This is a genomic window from Streptococcus cameli (genome assembly GCF_053207365.1).
In genome coordinates this window covers 1-19476 of record NZ_JBRUIM010000005.1, presented here as the reverse complement: position 1 = coordinate 19476, position 19476 = coordinate 1, and the positions used below count along the sequence as shown (strand labels likewise).

Annotated in this window: 15 protein-coding genes; 12 read left to right on the top strand and 3 right to left on the bottom strand. The window is 36.6% G+C overall.

What is annotated here, in order from left to right; translation table 11 throughout:
- The first annotated feature begins 30 nt into the window (after positions 1–30).
- Positions 31–966 carry a 4-hydroxy-tetrahydrodipicolinate synthase gene (gene dapA / locus ACVR1I_RS08895; RefSeq protein WP_447443672.1) on the top strand — a complete coding sequence of 312 codons (936 nt, stop codon included), beginning with the start codon at positions 31–33 and terminating at the stop codon, positions 964–966.
- Positions 967–1012: 46 nt separating this feature from the next.
- Positions 1013–1513, top strand: coding sequence for a GNAT family N-acetyltransferase (locus ACVR1I_RS08890; RefSeq protein ID WP_447443671.1), 501 nt, complete (start codon positions 1013–1015; stop codon positions 1511–1513).
- Between the two features lie 200 nt (positions 1514–1713).
- Here ACVR1I_RS08890 and ACVR1I_RS08885 read toward each other — a convergent pair whose 3' ends face one another.
- The 3 genes from ACVR1I_RS08885 to ACVR1I_RS08875 are packed head-to-tail and all read right to left on the bottom strand — an operon-like array spanning position 1714 to position 5339.
- Positions 1714–3456: an SP_1767 family glycosyltransferase gene (locus ACVR1I_RS08885; RefSeq protein WP_447443670.1), complete on the bottom strand. Its 1743-nt coding sequence runs from the start codon at positions 3454–3456 to the stop codon at positions 1714–1716.
- Between the two features lie 10 nt (positions 3457–3466).
- Positions 3467–4462 carry a sugar transferase gene (locus ACVR1I_RS08880; RefSeq protein ID WP_447443669.1) on the bottom strand — a complete coding sequence of 332 codons (996 nt, stop codon included), beginning with the start codon at positions 4460–4462 and terminating at the stop codon, positions 3467–3469.
- Position 4463: 1 nt separating this feature from the next.
- Positions 4464–5339 carry a glycosyltransferase family 2 protein gene (locus ACVR1I_RS08875; protein WP_447443668.1) on the bottom strand — a complete coding sequence of 292 codons (876 nt, stop codon included), beginning with the start codon at positions 5337–5339 and terminating at the stop codon, positions 4464–4466.
- 267 nt (positions 5340–5606) lie between these two features.
- On the opposite strand from ACVR1I_RS08875, the gene secY2 reads away from it, so the two are divergent.
- The 10 genes from secY2 to ACVR1I_RS08825 form a co-directional block, all read left to right on the top strand.
- On the top strand, positions 5607–6872 hold the full coding sequence (secY2, locus tag ACVR1I_RS08870) for an accessory Sec system protein translocase subunit SecY2 (protein ID WP_447443667.1): 1266 nt from the start codon (positions 5607–5609) through the stop codon (positions 6870–6872).
- A 13-nt stretch (positions 6873–6885) separates the two neighbouring features.
- The gene (asp1, locus tag ACVR1I_RS08865; protein ID WP_447443666.1) at positions 6886–8463 is read left to right on the top strand and encodes an accessory Sec system protein Asp1; all 1578 of its coding nucleotides are present in this window, start codon (positions 6886–6888) and stop codon (positions 8461–8463) included.
- A complete protein-coding gene (gene asp2, locus ACVR1I_RS08860) occupies positions 8463–10028 on the top strand; it encodes an accessory Sec system protein Asp2 (RefSeq protein ID WP_447443665.1) in 1566 nt (521 codons plus the stop codon). Before asp1 ends, asp2 begins: the two co-directional genes overlap by 1 nt.
- Positions 10028–10564, top strand: a complete 537-nt coding sequence (gene asp3 / locus ACVR1I_RS08855) for an accessory Sec system protein Asp3 (protein WP_447443664.1) — start codon at positions 10028–10030, stop codon at positions 10562–10564. Before asp2 ends, asp3 begins: the two co-directional genes overlap by 1 nt.
- A gap of 4 nt (positions 10565–10568) precedes the next feature.
- The gene (gene secA2 / locus ACVR1I_RS08850; protein ID WP_447443663.1) at positions 10569–12956 is read left to right on the top strand and encodes an accessory Sec system translocase SecA2; all 2388 of its coding nucleotides are present in this window, start codon (positions 10569–10571) and stop codon (positions 12954–12956) included.
- A gap of 17 nt (positions 12957–12973) precedes the next feature.
- Positions 12974–14482, top strand: coding sequence for an accessory Sec system glycosyltransferase GtfA (gene gtfA / locus ACVR1I_RS08845; RefSeq protein WP_447443662.1), 1509 nt, complete (start codon positions 12974–12976; stop codon positions 14480–14482).
- A complete protein-coding gene (gtfB, locus tag ACVR1I_RS08840; RefSeq protein WP_447443661.1) occupies positions 14475–15809 on the top strand; it encodes an accessory Sec system glycosylation chaperone GtfB in 1335 nt (444 codons plus the stop codon). The genes gtfA and gtfB overlap by 8 nt, the downstream gene beginning before the upstream one ends.
- On the top strand, positions 15796–15963 hold the full coding sequence (locus ACVR1I_RS08835; RefSeq protein WP_447443660.1) for a hypothetical protein: 168 nt from the start codon (positions 15796–15798) through the stop codon (positions 15961–15963). Before gtfB ends, ACVR1I_RS08835 begins: the two co-directional genes overlap by 14 nt.
- 135 nt (positions 15964–16098) lie before the next feature.
- Positions 16099–16626 carry a TetR/AcrR family transcriptional regulator gene (locus ACVR1I_RS08830; RefSeq protein ID WP_447443659.1) on the top strand — a complete coding sequence of 176 codons (528 nt, stop codon included), beginning with the start codon at positions 16099–16101 and terminating at the stop codon, positions 16624–16626.
- Between the two features lie 257 nt (positions 16627–16883).
- Positions 16884–19476 (top strand): SdrD B-like domain-containing protein (locus ACVR1I_RS08825; protein ID WP_447443658.1); only part of this gene is annotated, 2593 nt, incomplete at its 3' end.

Below are 19476 nucleotides of genomic sequence, written 5' to 3'. Positions count from 1 at the left end.
TATCAGAAATAGAAAAGTGAGAGGTCTCCTATGTCTATTGAACAATTGCGAAATGCAAAAATAATCACAGCAATGGTGACACCATTTCATGAAGATGGTTCTATCAATTTTGAAGCTTTGCCTAAGCTGGTGGAGCATCTGTTGGAAAACCATACAGAGGCGATTTTGTTGGCTGGAACCACAGCTGAAAGTCCAACACTGACCCACGATGAGGAATTAGAACTGTTTGCTGCTGTTCAAAAAATCGTTAATGGACGCGTTCCATTGATTGCTGGTATTGGTACAAATGATACGCGGGACTCTGTCGATTTTGCAAAGGAAGTAGCGGCTTTCGGTGGTTTTGCGGCTGGTTTAGCTATTGTACCTTATTACAACAAACCGTCCCAAGAAGGATTGTACCAACATTTTAAAGCGATTGCGGATGCTTCTGATTTGCCAATTATTCTTTACAATATTCCTGGTCGGGTAGTAGTTGAATTGACACCAGAAACCATGTTGCGCTTGGCGGAGCATCCAAATATCATTGGTGTCAAGGAATGTACGACCTTGGCCAATATTGCCTATCTGATTGAAAACCGGCCAGATGATTTCTTGATTTATACTGGTGAAGACGGCGATGCTTTTCATGCTATGAGTTTGGGGGCTGATGGTGTCATTTCGGTTGCATCTCACACTAATGGTCAGGAAATGCATGATATGATGGAAGCCATTTTGCAGAATGATGTGAAAACTGCGGCTGTAATCCAGCGTAAATTCATTCCAAAAGTCAATGCCCTCTTTTCTTATCCAAGTCCAGCACCGGTCAAGGCAGTCTTGAATTATCTAGGCTTCAATGTTGGGCCACTTCGCTTGCCTTTAGTTGCTGCACCGGAAGAAGATGCTAAACGGATCATCAAAGTCGTGGTAGATGGTGATTACGAAGCGACAAAAGCTACGGTTAAAGGCGTTGTACGCCCTGATTATTAAGTTGAAAGTATGGAGGCGGTTTTGCCTCCATTTTTAGGAGACTAGTATGGAAATACGGAGAGCAAATCAGTCTGATATTGATGGGATTATTTCTGTTTGTTCAGCAGGTTGGCGAGATACTTATGCTGATTTGCATACCCAAGATTACATTGAAGAAGTGATTCAGGAATATTATAATCCAAGTAGAATAGCAAAAGAAATTGAGGAAGAAACTCCTGACTTTCATGGTTATTGGGTCGCAGAAGAAGATGGAAATGTCCTCGGTTGTATCGGTGGGGGTATCGATGCACAAGGTGGACATATCTATGTCTTTTATGTTGAGCCAACTTTAAAAGGTCAAGGAATAGGAACTGCCTTATTAAACGGCTTTACCCAGTACCAGAAAGATAAGTATGTGATTGATACACAATGGATCACTTATGTTACTGAAGGTAATTACATTGGCCTATCTTTTTATCAAAAACAAGGATTCCACTTGGATAAGATTTTACCAAATCGCTTCAATCCCGACTTTCCAAGAAGTTTGCAATTAAGAAGGACCATATAGAAGTACAATTTGGAAACAGGATCAAAATGATAGAGCATTGAATTTCTCGGATAGAAATTAAAAAAATCAGGTTGTTGAAAACCTGATTTTTTTCTTCTATATAATAAATAAGATTTAAAACACTTTCGCAACAGATTATTTGTAAAAGAATTATCTTGGTGTTACAATGAGAGCGTAGGACATGTCTTACTTTATATGTCCTATTTCTTTTTATAGTTATTATATAAATCTAATTTTGCACTGATCGTATTGTAGAGTTCAATTTGTCCAGCGTACAAGGCGTCAGCTTGGCATTTTTTTAGACGATTGACATATGACGTAATATGTGTCGATAGATCATAGCCTAGGGACGCAAGTAGTGCAATTCTTTCTTCAGCATTGCTAATCATAGTTGTAATATCAGCTTGCATAACTGTTCGAGATAGACTATCTTGGCGTTGTGAATAGTAGTAACCTGGTGAATTGATGAAGCTAATGGTCTTGGCTTTTAAGTATAGCTTATAGATTGTAGCATCGTCTTCACGAACACGATTGACAGGGTATTCAATACCATCAAATAATTCGCGTTTAAATAATTTTAAAGGCGAAAAGGTAAAGACTAGATACATGTTGTATCGGGCAACACCTTCTTGATCAAGCCATTCTTGTGTATTGTAGACTTTTTCAAAATAATCTTCTGAGCGGGTAAAGAACAAGAAACTTTGTCTTTCTTCGTTGAAAGAAGCAAAGTTGCATACTGCTATATCAGTCTTGTTTTTAACTAAGGAAGTATGCAAGGCTTCAAGATAGTGTTCTTCTATAAAATCATCTGAGTCAATAAACGTAATATATCGACCAGTTGCTTGTTTAATAGCATTATTCCTAGCCTGTGATACGCCAGAATTGCTTTGGTGGATCACTCGGATACGCTTGTCTTTTGCAGCATATTCGTTACAAATAATGGCGCTTCCATCAGTTGAACCGTCGTTAACTAGTATAATTTCTAGATTACTATATGTTTGCTTGAGAATGGAATCCAAACAACGTTTCAGATATTGTTTAACGTTGTATACAGGAATAATGATACTGATGATTTCATTTTCTATTTTTACGGTTTCTTGTGCCATGAAAGGCTCCTCATTTTGAATGCCCACACGAGCGATAATTTGAGAAAAATACTCTTCGTCCTCTACTGGAGCAATATCGGTATCGCGATTGAATTCTGCAGTGTGTTTATGGTTTAGTTTTACTTTGTGAGTAGCTTTCATTTTGAACCATTCATATTCTGAGTCAATGTGTCCTAAATCAATAGCTTGAAAACCATCTTGATGTAAATCATATGCTAATAGTTTTGCGGTAGGGCCCAACATAATAAGGACTAATTTGTCTTCAGCATATTGTTTTGCAGTTTCATAAATTTCTGTGTAATGTGCAAAAGCATCTTTTGATGGACAGATAATACGAGAAATCGACTTGGCATTTTGAAACAAATCGTTGCCTACTCCCGATCTAGAAGTTTCTCCTTCTATAATCAATAAGTCTCGTTGGTTCCATAATGCGGTCAAACGTTCAAATGATTCTTTTGCAGGAGTTTTGTCTTCTAAATCAATATAGGGTCTTGATAGAAAAGTAGAACCATACCAAGGCGAAGTACAGGTTGCTTCATAGAATGTACGATATTGCTTCATGTGGGTTTCCCAAAAGAAATTAGCATTTGAATTATACCGTTGCCGTCTTTCAAATACATCAGGCAAGCAAACCAAAAATTCTGGTGAACTTTTGGTTTGTAAGATTTCCTTGAGGCGTTTACCGAGTTCTGGTTGGTAAGTTTGATAGGGAATGCTATGGCCTGTAATGATATCGATTTCTCCATCACCAAATCTGGCAACTGAAGATTGGTTTTTCAAAATATAATCGAGGCTTTCTAAGATAGGTTTAACTGTAATAGTTGGGAAATAGCTCATTTGAGTCTCCTTATTTTTTTAATGCGTGGAACACAGCATCCGTTAGTAATTTTCGTGTGAAGTATCCTTGACGAACCAATGGGCTAAATGACCTGACGGATGAAACCAGTGATTGATACTCTTCTGGACTCATGGAGTTGATTTGTTGAATAGCATCATCTAGATTGTCAACGATGATTCCGAGATGATTATTCCGTACAATATCTTCATTAGCTAGGCCTTTTTGAACGATGACAGGGATACCTGCTGCAATAAAAGCACCTAATTTATAAGGACAATACATGGTTTGGTATTCCTTATCGTGATCGTCCATCCAAACTAAACCAAATCCTCCCTCAGACATTTCAATGAGAAGTTGTTCGGCAGGCCGATAAGGGATTTTGGTAACGTTCTGTGGTAAATCAGTGACATCGCGTCCAGTATAGAGACGAAGCTCTATGTCATGCTCCCACTTTGTTACAAAACTAAAGCGATCAGGATTTCCAGGGAAATGGATGACTTTTTTGAACTGAGACGGAAGTTGTGGTGCAGTTGTTGGATGATCCCACATGCCCTGTATAATTGTCTTTTCAACAGTTAAGCCATGTTCACGCAATTTGTCAATCATCGCTTGACTTGGAGCAATGATGACATCTGCGGTGTTGTAATATGGAATGGTGTGTTCCATCAAATAGAAGTTTCCAGCAAACATTAATGGAACAACGTCATGGATAAAGACAACAACCTTAACATTGTGTGCTTTGATTTTTGCCATTAAACGAATATCAAAAGCGGTAGTATTCCAAGTGGGTGTTTGAAAGATAATAACATCACCATTTCGAACACTTGCTAAAATACCATCAATTCGCTTGGAAAGCTCTTCGTTGCTATCAGAACTCATTGGATAACAAAAGACACCGAGCTCTCTGTACCCTAATTCTGTGGCGATATCTGTTACCATATTTTGTGCAATTTGTGCAGTACTAGTTCCAGAGTGACCGTTGATATTTGTGATATAAACTCTCATATTAACCTCTATACTTCTTCATGATTTGTTCAATAAATTTCAAGTGCTTGTATTTTTCCATTTGACCTTTATTGAGGGCATCATTACGGTTAATACCAGCTCTCCACTCATAGGCTTTGATTTCTTTTGAAACATCAAAGCCAATTAAACTGAGTGTCGCTAGTCTTTCAAAAACAGGTTCTGTATTGAAGATAGTAGCTTGATTAGCGGTCTGAGTCATACTAGCCGAGTTTAGACGGTAAACAAGACTTGGGCGATTCATGTATGCAATTTTATCAGCAACAAGATAGAGTTTCCATGTTGTGCGGTCATCTTCACCAAAACCATCAGTAAAATACAGAATGTTTTCAAATAATTCTTTTTTATACAATTTAACCCAAGGAACTGTAAAACAAGAACTTAAAAAATTAGGCATGCCGTACTGATAGGCTAACCACTCTTGTGAAGTATAGACCGCTTCATAGTAGTCATCAGGGTGAATATGGATTTTAAAACGTCCCTCATCCTCAATGTACTGGGAGAAGTTGCAAACGGCAATATCACTATCTGTACGAGTTAGTAAATCATATAAATCGGATACATGATTTTTGTCCATCCAATCATCACAATCAATAAAGCAAATGTATTGTCCAGTAGCTAAGGCTAGCGATGAATTACGTGCAGCGCCTAATCCCTCATTTATTGATTTGTGCAAAACACGAATACGTTTATCGTGTTGACGATAATGTTCAATAATCGCTGAGCTGCCATCAGTAGAACCGTCATTAATAATGATAATCTCAAGATTATTATAGGACTGGTTGATAACACTCTCGATACACTGCGCTAGGTGCTTTTCACCATTATATACGGGAATGATAACTGAAATCTTCTCCATTTATTTCTTTAATTGGTTTCAAAGTATAGAGACCAACATCCTCTTTTCTATTGCTAAATTATTTTTTCTACTCAATTATAGCATTTTTTGTAGCCTAAATAAAGCAATTTAAATATGCATATTATTATAGGTTTTTATTGATTTGATAAACAATTCACAAACGAAGTTACATCGATGTTGATATATATATATATATATTGATTTTTACAAAGGAGAAAAAGCATATTAGTAAGTGCATTGCCATTTATTTTATGCTATAATACGAACATGGAAAATATTATGTTTAAAATTAAAGTTAAATTTTTAGAAAATCCAGTCTGGGCACGTGGATTATGGACTATCTTTTTTATCTTTGTATACCTTGTTGGGAGAGGGATACCGATTTCGACAATGCCACTTAATAATCAATTTATTGCAGATGCAGAAACAAAGAACTTGCTCGAAAGTCTAGCGGTTTTTTCAGCGGGAAATCTGAGTAATCTAACTCTGTTTAGCCTAGGAGTAGGTCCTTGGATGACCTCCATGATTTTATGGCGCTTTTTTGCTGTTTTTGGCATGTTGAAAAATAAAACAGCCTTACAAACTCATCGTTACCAAACGACATTAGCGATCGCTATTGCCATTTTACAAGGCTATGGTTTGACAATGAATTCTACCTTTGAACACGTTGATTTTATGGGAGGTTCATACCCAGGATTGGTTCGAATAATGACGATTGTTTTACTGGCTTCTGGCGCTGCTGTACTGGTTTGGTTGGGGAATCAAAACAGTCGGTTGGGGTTAGGCGGTATGATGATATTCATTATGTCAAACATGATTTTGTCATTTATAAATAATGCAACCCTGTATTTTAGAGAGAATACTTTTGAACAGTCGGAATTGTTTTTGAGACTTGTTCTTTTTGCTGCTATACTGGTGGTTTTAATTCTGATTGCTATATCCAATTATCGTTCGGAGTATCGTATTCCAATCAAGCGGATAGGATTGGCGAATTCCAATTCTCGTGACAGTTATCTACCAATCCGGATGATGCCGGCTGGAAGTATGCCATTTATGTATGGTATCTCTTTAATGATGTTGCCACTCTACATTGTTTCTATTTTGCTTCGTACAAATCCAGATAATGAATTTCTTTTGTTCTTGTACCAAAATGTTGGTATTTCCAAATTAATGGGTGCGATCATTTACATCTGTCTATTGTATATTTTAGCGATTGGATTTGCATATTATAATTATGATTCATATGAAATTGCTAAATCAATGCGCCAAAATGGTGATTATATTGAAAGTGTTACACCTGGTTACGATACACAGAGGTTTATTTCTCGAAAAATTGGTATCATATCACAGATTGGTGCTTTGCTGACAGTTATAATCAGTGGTGTGCCATTATTGTCTATTGTTTTGAGTTCTCAACCGATTAGTCCGGCTTTACTAATTAGTAATGCGTTTGTGATTACAATGTTGATGCTTGGTATTATAGAACAAGTTGAGTCTTTCCAAATGTGGAAGAAATACAAAGACATACTTTAATTAAGGAGAAAGCATGTATTATTTTATACCTTCGTGGTACAACAATGAACGGACTTGGTTTGATACTGCTCCGTTATGGTTTCGTGTATACAACAGTGTTAAATTTGATGACACGATTAATCAATATCGAATGTTTTCAAATGCGGATGAAGAAGCAGGTTTACTTATTTTGAATTACCAACCACAGCTTCGTTACTATTTTCATAAGCAAGACTTGTTAGGGGCACAATACTGGTCTTTCTTTGACGATATCCAAAGCATTCATTTAAAGCACACCGTTCCGATTGATTTTAAAGCCTTGAATTGGCCAGAAGGGACAAATTTTGTTTATACACCTTTTTCCATTATAGCGAGAAATCAACAAAGAGAAACAATTGCTGTAATTGATTTTGCAGAAAATGGGAATATTGTCACCATTACTAATTATAGTGGTAATGAAACAACAGAAATTCTTTATTTTGATGATCGAGGTTTCATTTCTAGTATTTTATATTATGTCGATGGAGAACCATGCCATCAAGATTATTTAAATCGAAATGGTGTTTGGCAAATTAGAGAATATTTGATTGAAAATATGCGGATTGAAATCAATCCATTGGCAGATTGTATTTTTGATAAATATACTTACCATTCTTGGGAAGAATTGTTAAAAGAACGGTTACAGAAATTAAAGACTATTACAGAGGAAGATATCTTGGTTATATCTTCTGACAGAAGACACAATACACTCTTGTTTGATTCTTTTCCGAACCAGAAAAAAATCTTTTCATTCTTTTCTGGTCGAAATGAGCATGTTGAGCAGGATCGATTAAAAGATGTTTTAGAACAGTCAAAGGTCTTATTAGTAGATAGTTTAAAATTAGAAGAAGAGCTCCAGTTAGAACTCTCTAATTTCAATTTAGGTCACTTGTCTCATAAAATTTCGAGAGTATCACCATTTGATACTCGTCTGAGACTTGGGAATAGTCAAATGATTAAAGAACTAATCATCTATTTCTTCATTGATACTATTTCAGAACAAGAGGCTGTCGATTATTGCAAATTGATTTTAGAAAGCATGGCAGTGAATCCGTTGATTCATTTGCAACTTGTTACGTTCAGACAAGACGGTGTTTTAAAACGTTTAGAAGCCGCAATTGAAAAAGAAATCCATTCTAAATATGATTTAGAGTTGTTTTTCCGTGTGGCAGAAAGTGAGGGTGAAAATCAGATTGATGAAGCCACTGAATTGGAATTAAAGTCAATTATCTTTTCACATTTCACAAATGAGACTCAAATTATTAAAGCATTGGATAAGGTTCGATTGGTGCTTGACTTGGGAGAAGTCCCTGATTTATATACACAAATTGCAAGTATTAGTGCGGGATTACCACAGGTCAATTCTGTTGTCTCAGAATATGTAGAACACCAAAAAAATGGCTGGATTTTACAAGATGATTCAGAATTGAATCAGGCACTTCATTATTATTTTGATGGATTAGCCAACTGGAATCGTTCGATTGTATATGCTGTACAAAAAATGGCTGATTACACAAGTGGAAGAATTTTAGATAAGTGGAAGAGTTTGCTCTACGATGAGGAGGAGAGATAATGGAAATACTACAAATCGGTAGAGAAGACTGGACAATAGACCATAGCGCTGATCGCTCTGTAAAATGGCATTATTCCACGATAGAAGCTCTTCCAGATTTTTTAGAAGCACTCAAATTGCATAAGCAATCACAGCTTCCCCTACAAGAAAATGGTGAACCTGCACATGTAGCGATTTATTTTGGAGCAGTTGTGATTTCGGATACGGTAAGGGAGGAAGATTTAACTCCGATAAGTGTTAATGTTGAAGCCTATGCAGTCTTTTTAGATAAAGGTGTTTCTATTTTAGAGCAAGAAGACGGTGGTTTTGTTAAAAGAAAAAGACCTCAGACGATTAAGATAGATGGTAGTACCGAAGAGAAAGTTGCCCATATCGAAATGGTGGCATTTCCTGGACAATATGGTGCCAAGCTAAAACTGCCAGACATTGATCCTAATCCATTATTTAAAGGAAAAGTATCCTACCAAGGGCATGTTCATGCTATTTTTGAAGGTAACTTTGGTGAGGATTTTACTCAATTATTTACTTATCGCTACAATTTGAGTTCGTTTGAGGTGGCTATTGAATTATGGCAAGAATACGTCAAAGAAGGGAATTGCTCCATTCAAATTGAATTGATTCCAATTCAAAGAGGTAGCACAAGAGGACTTCTTGAGTCAATCTTTATTACGGAAGAAGAAATGCAAGATGTCTATATTATTCCAAAAAATCCTGATGCGGGTATGTACTCTGTCGTCGTCCATGCCAAAGGGAATGGGAAATTAAAATTTGGTGCAATGCACTGGCGTTATTCACGTCAAGGATACGGAGAAATGGTCCTTGGTGGAAAACATGCCTTTAATTCCCAACGCCAAGAATTCTTTTCTTACTTCAATCCAGGAGACTTAAAACCACCATTGAATGTTTATTTTTCTGGATATCGAACTGCGGAAGGTTTTGAAGGTTTTGGGATTATGAAAAATCTTAAAGCACCTTTTGTTTTGATTGCAGATCCTCGCATTGAGGGTGGCGCCTTTTACACTGGGTCAGATAATTTTGAAAGCCAATTAGAGCAAACACTTCAAGAAGCATTAGATTATTTGAATTTTGATTCCTCGCAAATGATTTTATCGGGATTATCAATGGGATCTTTTGGAGCTTTGTATTACGCTTCAACCTTCAATCCATATGGGGTAGTAGTTGGAAAACCATTTACCAATCTTGGGGATACTGCATTAGGTATGAAATTAAAACGTCCTCATGAATTTGAAACATCAGCTGATGTACTCTTGAATGTGACTGGGGCAGCAGAGTTAGAAGAAGTGAAAGCATTAAATCAGAGATTTTGGGATAAGTTTTCCCAATCTGATTTCAAAGATACAAAATTTGCGATTGCTTATATGGAAAATGATGATTATGACGGAACAGCTAAAAATCTGTTGATTGACCATTTTGTAGAACATGATACACATATTTTTACAAAAGGATATGAAGGACGTCATAATGACAACAGTCGTGCAATCAATCAATGGTTTATGAGGCAGTTTGCGAACTTTTTAGAAGAAAATTTTGGAAGGAAATTCTAATGGGAAAAATCTTAATCAAAAAGATTGAGTGGCCGTATGTTCGAAGCGGACAGTCTTATTTGTATGGTTCTAAAGTTTCTTTCGAAGAAAACGAAACGCTTTTACACAATCCTAGATTAGCAGCTGGAAAACCACTTCGGACATTTCAATCACGAACAAATTACCAAGGCAATCGCAGTGTTCCTGACTTGCCAGCCTTGATTCCAGGTAAAAAATATGCCATTGAGTTGGATATGGAAACAACGCCACCGCTTCGCTATTTTGTACAGATTATGTTTTACAATCGTCAGGGAGAGATAGTAGAGACAACTGTCCTTAGAGAAGGCGAAGAAGAATTTGCTTGTCCTGAAGATACTTTTACATATACAGTATATATACGTAGTGCGGGTTGTTACACATTATCATTTCGATCGTTATCAATTTTAAAAATTGCTGAACCAAGCGATACAGAGGTTCTTCCAATTGTTGGAAAATATAAAAGTGCTGATTTGCCAAATGAATTGGAACTTGTTAGAAACTTTATTGAATTAGACTAGAAGTATGAAATTAAAAAAACACCACTCACTCTTTAATGAGTTGAAATTAATGCGTTTACGCAAACAATTAAAAAAAATAAATCTATTTAAGTCCACTATGAAAGCTATGTCTGACGCTGACTTACAGCACCAAACTGTTCTGTTTAAAGAACGATTGGCAAATGGTGAGACATTAGAGGACTTATTACCCGAAGCTTATGCAACCATTCGGGAAGCTTCAAAGCGTGTCTTAGGGATGTTCCCTTTTGATGTACAGGTTCTTGGAGGAATTGCTCTTCACGGTGGAAATATTGCGGAAATGAAAACTGGTGAAGGGAAAACCTTGACAGCAACTATGCCACTATATTTAAATGCCCTCTCAGGAAAAGGTGCCTTGTTGGTAACAACCAATGAGTATTTGGCGAAACGTGATGCAGAAGAAATGGGAAAGGTCTATAAATGGCTTGGACTAACAGTCGGAGTAGCAGTTTATAGTGAAACGGATGAAGTAAATCCTTCTTTCAAGAGGGAAATCTACTATTCAGATATTACCTATACAACCAGTACAGGTTTGGGGTTTGATTACCTGGCTGATAATTTGGCCAGTTCTAAAGAAGATAAGTTTTTAAGACCCTTTAATTTTGTTATTGTAGACGAAGCAGATGCCGTACTACTTGATAGCGCTCAGACACCTCTTATTATTTCTGGATCACCGCGAGTTCAATCGAACTTATATGAAAGTGCCAATCAATTCGTTTTGACGCTAAAAAAAGATGAAGAATATTTCTTTGACAAGGACGACAAGGTAGTTTATTTAACAGAAGAAGGTGGTTTATACGCAGAAAAGTATTTCGATATAGAAGACTTGTATTCTGATAAACACTTCGAATTATTCAGACATATCAATCTTGCGCTTCGTGCCCACCATGTTTATAAAGTAGATGTAGACTATGTCGTTGATAACGATGAAATAAAATTATTGGATAATAGAACGGGGCGCTTAATGGAAGGAACACGCTTACAATCCGGTATCCATCAAGCGATTGAAACCAAAGAAAAAGTAAAGCTAACTAAAGATTCGAAAGCTGTGGCATCTATTACCTACCAAAGTCTCTTTAATATGTTTCCGACCTTATCTGGAATGACAGGGACAGGAAAGTTGGCAGAGGATGAATTGATTTCTACCTACAAGGTTCCTGTTGTTGTGATTCCAACTAATGCTCCTCTTATTCGGGTGGATTACCCAGATAAGGTCTATACAACTTTACCTGAAAAACTGTACGCAACCATCGAATATGTTAAAGAATTGCATGAAAAGGGACAACCAGTATTGCTCATTTCTGGAACAGTAGGTGTAGCAGAGATTTATTCCCGTCTGCTTCTTCAAGAAGGTATTCCGCATAATGTTCTTACTGCCAAAAATATCGCAAAAGAGGCCATGATTATTAAAGAGGCTGGACAAAAAGGTGCAGTCAATGTAGCAACGTCTATTGCGGGTCGTGGTACCGATATTATATTGGGAGAAGGCGTGCGTGAACTAGGAGGATTGGCTGTTATTGGAACGGAGCGTATGCCGAATATGCGTTCTGACTGGCAATTAAGAGGACGCGCTGGAAGACAGGGCGACCCCGGTCTGAGTCAGTTTTTTGTCTCATTAGAAGATGAATTATTGATTCAGCATGCACCTTATCTAGTAAAACGATATTTTGACCGTAATAACCATACTGATCGGAAAAATTATGGACAAGAAATTACAAAGCGTAGATACCAAAAGGCATTTGAACGTGCACAAGAAAAAAGTGAAGACAAGGCGGTTCGTGGAAGACAAACAACTATCAAATTTGATGAAAGTCTTCGTTTTCAACGCAATCGAATTTATCGGTTACGTGATAGCCTGATTTATGGCGAGAAAAAATTAGCAGATCAGTTAGAAGGTATTTTTATTGATAGCATTGATCGATTCTTAGAAAAAAATGAGTCCTTAACAGAGAATCAATTAAAACGCTACATTCTTGAGAATTATAGTTATCAGTTTCGAGCTATTCCAAAGGGATTTCAAGTTGAGAACAAACAGGAAGTGAAAAATCTACTGTTAGATTTATACCATAAAGAGCTACAAAAAAAGCAAGAAATCTTAATGATAAATGAGAAAATAGATGAGTTTTATCGATTATCTGTTTTAAAAGCCATTGATGTTTGTTGGATTTCTGAGGTTGATAACCTTCAACAATTGAAATCAATGGTTTCATTAAGACAGGTAGCTCAAAGAAATTCAATCAATGAATACTATTTAGAATCGTTTCGATCTTATCTCAAAATGGAAGAAGACGTTAAAGATTCGATTGTGCGCAATATTATGCTAAGCACCATTTCAAAAGATAAAGATGGTGAATTCTCGATTTATTATGTTTAGATTAAAAAGGAAGCATTATGACTATTTACAATATCAACAAAGGCATCGGATGGGCCAGTAGTGGAGTTGAATATGCTCAAGCCTATCGTGCAGGTATTTTTCGTCAACTGAACATTCCGACTAAATTTATTTTTACTGACATGTTCCAGGCAGAAAATTTACAACATTTAACTGAGAATATTGGATTGGAAAATCAGGAGATTATTTGGCTGTATTCGTTTTTTACAGATATAAAAATAGCCCCTTCTACCTATCCTTTAGTGGAATTAGAACAAACATTTTCACACCCCATTGCTGAAAAACAGGTAAATGGCCAGATTATCCGTTATACTTTTGAAGAAACAGATATTCAAATAGTTGTAGCCCTTAAAAGAGACACAACTGACTGTGTACAGCGAGTTGAATATTTATCTGGTCAAGGGCAGCTGTTGCGGAAAGATTATTACACGTATACAAAACAATTTAGCGAATTCTTTGTTTTTAATGACGATAAATTAGAAACTATCCAACGAACCTTTTATAATGAAAATGGTAGTATTGCTTTTGAAGAAAATATGGCCTTTGGCGGAGAGTTTTTCGAATTTCCAGATGGGCGAGTGTATGCTAAAGAAGATCTAATTTGTCGAATGTTAGATCAATTGCAGTTGACTAACAAAGATATTCTGCTGTTAGATAGGGCAACCGGTATTGGACAAGGAGTTTTTGAACATAAAGGGGCTGCAAAACTAGCTGTTGTGATTCATGCTGAGCATTATAATGAAAAGGCAAGTAACGAAGAAAATATTCTCTGGAATAACTATTACGAATACCAATTTTCTAATGCAGATAAGGTAGATGCTTTCATCACTTCAACAGAAGCACAAAAAAGATTGCTAGAACAACAATTTCAACAGTATACAGATTTTCAGCCTGCTGTATTTGCTATTCCTGTTGGTAGTTTGGATACCTTGAAAATTACCGGCAATCCGCGCAAAAAATACAGTTTAATTACTGCCTCAAGATTAGCAAGTGAAAAGCATATTGATTGGCTTGTAAGGGCCGTTGTAAAAGCGCGTGAGGTCTTTCCGGTGACATTGGACATATATGGAGAGGGTGGCCAAAGGCAGCAATTAACGGAGTTGATAGAAGCCCTAGACGCAAAAGAGTATATTCAATTAAAAGGCCATCATTCGCTCCAGGATGTGTACAGAGATTATGAACTGTACCTTACTGCTTCAACAAGTGAAGGATTTGGGTTAACACTTTTAGAAGCCATTGGTTCTGGCTTAGCTATGATTGGATTGGATGTACCTTATGGTAATCAAACGTTTATTAAAGAAGGTAAAAATGGTCATCTGGTACCTCGATTAGAGCCAGATGATGCAGGAATTGTTTCAACGCTAATTGCAGATCGAATCATTTTTATGTACGAACAAGATACAATAAAGCAAGCGGCCATTGAATCTTATGAAATTGCAAGTGAATATTTAAGAAATATTTTAGAAAAAAAATGGAAACATTTTGTGGAGGTTTTGACAAATGATTAAATTATTTGATTGGTTGAGCAATGCTTCCCTTGATTTAGAGTATTCATTAGAACAAGCTGGATTTACTGGAAAAACAATCGTTATAAATGATGATGGGAATATCGGACCTCAACGAACATCCCCCTATGTTTTCTTTTGTGGTATGGAAAATCAAACAGGAACCGGTCTTTATTTTAATAAAGTTCCTCTGCCAGATTTTTGGCAAATTACAGGAACTAACGCTAGTGGTGAAATCTGGAATCGAAACATCAAAATGGGAGAAATTTTTTACCACGAACCAACTCATCTTCGAATTGTAAAACAAGTGGATTGGTTTGATAGAGAACACCGTGTTCGCTATTCAGATCATTATAATTTAGCTGGTTTTAAAGTTGCAAAATCATTCCGAGATGAGAAAAATCGTATTGTATTAAAGAAATATTATTCTTTAGACGGTCAAGAAATCATTTCAGAAAACTATTTGTCGGGAAACATTTTGCTGAACTGGAATGAAAAGACCTATATTTTCTCAAAAAAGGTTGACTTTGTTCAATTTTATTTAAAAGAATCCAATCAAGATACGTCACAGATTTTTTATAATACCTTATCGAGCTCCTTTATCGTGTCACATTATTTTGACCAGCCGGGAGACGACATTCTGTTTTGGCAGGAAAAAATAACAGACACCATTCCTGGCAATATGAGACTAATCTTAGAACAAAAAACACGTCGTAGTAAGAGAGTGGTTGTCCAAGACCAAGAAAGCTATAAAAATATGCTGAAGTTGTTACCGCAGGAACAAGCAGAGCGGGTTTCATACTTGGGCTATATCTATCCAGAAAAACGGCAAAATCAAAATGGAAAAGAAATCCTGATTTTAACAAACTCAGATAATATTCAAGATTTATCTACCCTTGTGATAAGTCTTCCAACTCATAAATTTCATATTGCAGCTTTGACAGAAATGTCTCCACGATTAACCAGTTTTGCGGCTTATGAAAATGTGACACTGTATCCAAATGTTTCAAACCAAGTAGTTGAAAAGCTGGTTGCCCAGTGTGATATTTACTTGGATATCAACCATGGAAGAGAAATTTTGTCTGCAAACAGAATGGCTTTTGAACATAATCTACTCATTTTAGCATTTGAAAATACAGTACATCAACCAATGTTTATGGCTAGTGAACACCTATTTGCTGAAGGTCAGGGCCAAGAAATGGTGGATTATATAGCAAATGCCGATTATCTGCCAGATCTTGTTCGTCTACAACGGCAAAAATCTGGACAAGATTCAAAAGAACAATATATTGCAGTATTAAAGAAAGGAGATTGTCATGACAAAACGTAATGAATTGTTAGAAAAAGATATATCAGAAAAAATTAGTAATGCACGCTATGTTAAACCAGAAAAGAAAAACAACCGTCGTCCAATCTTTTATTTAACGGTTGTCTTATTGGTCACCATATCTGTTGTGTTCTCTCTTATGAGGTACTTTAGGTAGCAAAGCAATTTTAATGATTAACATTTTCTTCTTTTCTCATCAAAAATATAGGATTATCACATTCTTTTTAAAAGATATAGATAGTCCTTTTAGGCTTGGAATGAGAACTATATTATAAAATATGAAAGGGAGTTTATGAATGTAAAAGTCAATAATTACAAAATTGTTTCAGCATTACTTTCGCTAATCCAAAAAAAAGCTTACAAAGATATCACAATAAAAGACATAATTGAAGAAGCAAAGATAAGCCGTTCATCTTTTTATTATTATTATTATAATGCGAAAGACGAAGTGATTCAATTTGCATTTGAAGATTTAATGGCAGAGACAACGACTATACTCAGTCAAGACCTAACATTTGGGTTTGGAGTGTTGTACCAACTAGTTTCTTATTTAGAAACTAGAAGAGAATTGTGTTGTATGTTGCTAGATTATATTGCTGATATTGATCATATTATAAAAGAGCATATTGCTTTGATTTTGAAAAATTCTGATATTCAAAATAAACTCGCTCATTTAGATAAAAAATTCAACCTTCCGCAAGAATATGCTTGGGAAACTTTTGTTGTTTGTTTACATTTTTTGTTTATTAATTGGATCAGAAAACCTGGAGATACTTCAGCAAGAGACATGGCGAATATTTTAGTAAATTTTATGGATTAGTTCAGAAAGCGTTCGCAAAATGGACACTTAACCACTTAAATGTATCGTTAATATTCCGAAAAAACATTGAAAAACAAAAAATTTAAAGTTGTTTAATGTTTTTTTGTATTTTTTAGACATATATAAGAAAATGTACAAATAAGGGCATAAAAAACTAGTATAATTCATTAGTCTATAAAAATAGTAAAATAATTTAGTATATTAAGGTAGCAAGCTGGTACAAATAGATACTGGATTATTAGGAGGAAGGCGATAGCGTGAAAGGTAAACTTAGAAAGTTAAATTATAGTGAGGTCTCGCGTAAGACACGAGTAAAACTTCACAAAGCTGGGAAACATTGGGTTCGCACCATTATGACCCATGTAGGCTTGGTGAAAGTATCATCAAGTCCAGAACCAGAGAAAGTAAAAGTCCGCTCTATTGATACAGATGCTTACAACCAAGCTTCTGTTTTGATTAGAGGTGCGGCATCGCTAGGTGCAATTGTAGGAGCAGGTGCAGCGGCTAGTCAGGTAATGGCAGAAGATACTGCAAGTTCAACTACTAGCACTCTTGCGAGCACTGATGAGGTGTCAATGTCATCATCGACAAGTGCGCAATCATCTAGTACATCAACTGCGTCAAGTAGCACAGTTGAACCAGCTCAAGCGTCTTCAAGTACCGCTACTGTAACTCGTACAGCGGCTGTGTCTTATAAAGTTCGCTATGTGGACCAAGATGGAAAAATTGTTGGTTCAACAAATAAAATTGTTCCAGTTAAAACTGAAAATCCTCGTTCTGAAAAAGTTTCAATCACCGTAGCAGAAGTTGCTGACCCAGCAATGATTCCAGGTTATCGTCTAGCAGACGGACAGGTAGCGGAAGTTGTAACAACAGTAACGGAAGGTGCAGGACAAGTCATCACATTTAATGTTGTGAGTGAGGGTGTATCTCCGATTGACTATGCTCATTATTCGAGTTTGCGTGCAACAACATCAGGAACCAAAACAACCTTTACGATTTCAGACTTCACAGATAGCCACCAACAAATTTATTGGGGAGGATCAGGTTCATCTACAGTTCAACCAAAAAACTTAATTCAATCTGTAACTGGTGTATATGATTCAGCAACTAAAACAATTGACTGGACAGTAGTTTACGTTCCAGGACAAGCTGTAAAAGTAACGCAATATACGGCCATTCATATTGATACTTCAGCAGATTCGAAATTAGGCGATCCAACAAATGTCCTTATTAATGGTGCTGCAACTAATAAAATAACATATAGCCAAGCACAGGCACAAGGTACCGTCAAAACTAGTCGTACAACCGGTGCAGAATATGTTGCCAAAACTAAAACACTTGCTGGAACAGATACAATTAAATTCCGTACTACATATTCAGGTTCCATTCAGGATTTGAAGACCTTAAAAATGAACTTGGTTGCAGCAAAAGGATCATCACCATATGTGTATGAAACGGCCAATGTAGTCCATAATGGATCATATAGTGGACAGAATATTCCTTACACAGTCGCTGATGCAGCTGGTACTGCCATCTCTGGATACCGTATCAATGGTGTTAACGCAAGTGTTATTGATCAACTTGCTCCTAAAACATACAGTGTAAGTGGCCGCCTATGGGAAGACAAAGACAAAGATGGTATTCGTGATGCAGGTGAACCTGCTATCTCAGGTGCTTACGTTACAATCCGTAATACAGCAACAAACCAAACCTTCTCAGTTCAATCAGCAAGTGATGGAACATATAGCTTCAAAGATTTACCAAATGGCAACTATACACTTTCTGTTATTGCGCCAAATGGCTACCTTTTCACTAAACAAAACATTGGAACAAATGATACTATTGACTCAGATGTAGATGCGAATGGATCTGTTGCAGTTCGTGTGAATAATGCAAACGTAACAAATGTCGATGCAGGTTTGTATAACCGTAAGGCCGAAATTATCTCTGAATCAATTTCTGAGTCCGTATCAGAATCAGTATCAGAATCGACTTCTGAGTCAACATCAGAATCTACAAAAGAATCAACATCAGAATCAACTTCTGAGTCTGTTCAAGAATCTGTATCAGAATCAACGTCAGAATCTGTTCAAGAATCAGTAAGTGAGTCCATCTCTGAGTCAGTGTCAGAATCCATCTCTGAGTCAGTTTCTGAATCAATTTCTGAGTCAGTTTCAGAATCCATCTCTGAATCCGTTTCTGAGTCAGTAAGTGAGTCCATCTCTGAATCGGTATCAGAATCAGTATCTGAGTCCATCTCTGAATCGGTATCAGAATCCATCTCTGAGTCAGTAAGTGAATCCATCTCTGAATCCGTTTCTGAGTCCATCTCTGAGTCAGTATCAGAATCCATTTCTGAATCCATTTCTGAGTCAGTAAGTGAATCAATCTCTGAATCGGTATCAGAATCCATCTCTGAGTCAGTCTCCGAATCAGTAAGCGAGTCCATCTCTGAGTCAGTATCAGAATCCGTTTCTGAGTCCATTTCTGAATCAGTATCTGAGTCAATCTCTGAGTCAGTATCAGAATCCGTTTCTGAATCGGTATCAGAATCCATCTCTGAGTCAGTAAGTGAGTCAATCTCAGAATCAGTATCCGAATCAATCTCAGAATCCGTATCCGAATCCATCTCTGAGTCAGTATCTGAGTCAGTATCCGAATCAATTTCTGAGTCAGTTTCAGAATCCGTATCCGAATCCATCTCTGAGTCAGTCTCTGAATCAGTATCAGAATCCATTTCTGAATCGGTATCCGAATCCGTTTCTGAATCAGTATCCGAATCAGTATCCGAATCAGTATCTGAATCCATCTCAGAATCCGTTTCTGAGTCAGTATCCGAATCAGTAA

Excerpts from the sequence above, each read along its gene's own strand:
- ACVR1I_RS08880 (WP_447443669.1), bottom strand. The coding sequence starts at position 4,462 with ATGAGAGTTTATATCACAAATATCAACGGTCACTCTGGAACTAGTACT.
- ACVR1I_RS08890 (WP_447443671.1), top strand. The coding sequence starts at position 1,013 with ATGGAAATACGGAGAGCAAATCAGTCTGATATTGATGGGATTATTTCT.
- ACVR1I_RS08885 (WP_447443670.1), bottom strand. The coding sequence starts at position 3,456 with ATGAGCTATTTCCCAACTATTACAGTTAAACCTATCTTAGAAAGCCTC.
- gtfA (WP_447443662.1), top strand. The coding sequence starts at position 12,974 with ATGACTATTTACAATATCAACAAAGGCATCGGATGGGCCAGTAGTGGA.
- dapA (WP_447443672.1), top strand. The coding sequence starts at position 31 with ATGTCTATTGAACAATTGCGAAATGCAAAAATAATCACAGCAATGGTG.
- secY2 (WP_447443667.1), top strand. The coding sequence starts at position 5,607 with ATGGAAAATATTATGTTTAAAATTAAAGTTAAATTTTTAGAAAATCCA.
- ACVR1I_RS08835 (WP_447443660.1), top strand. The coding sequence starts at position 15,796 with ATGACAAAACGTAATGAATTGTTAGAAAAAGATATATCAGAAAAAATT.
- gtfB (WP_447443661.1), top strand. The coding sequence starts at position 14,475 with ATGATTAAATTATTTGATTGGTTGAGCAATGCTTCCCTTGATTTAGAG.
- secA2 (WP_447443663.1), top strand. The coding sequence starts at position 10,569 with ATGAAATTAAAAAAACACCACTCACTCTTTAATGAGTTGAAATTAATG.
- asp1 (WP_447443666.1), top strand. The coding sequence starts at position 6,886 with ATGTATTATTTTATACCTTCGTGGTACAACAATGAACGGACTTGGTTT.
- asp2 (WP_447443665.1), top strand. The coding sequence starts at position 8,463 with ATGGAAATACTACAAATCGGTAGAGAAGACTGGACAATAGACCATAGC.
- ACVR1I_RS08830 (WP_447443659.1), top strand. The coding sequence starts at position 16,099 with ATGAATGTAAAAGTCAATAATTACAAAATTGTTTCAGCATTACTTTCG.
- ACVR1I_RS08875 (WP_447443668.1), bottom strand. The coding sequence starts at position 5,339 with ATGGAGAAGATTTCAGTTATCATTCCCGTATATAATGGTGAAAAGCAC.
- asp3 (WP_447443664.1), top strand. The coding sequence starts at position 10,028 with ATGGGAAAAATCTTAATCAAAAAGATTGAGTGGCCGTATGTTCGAAGC.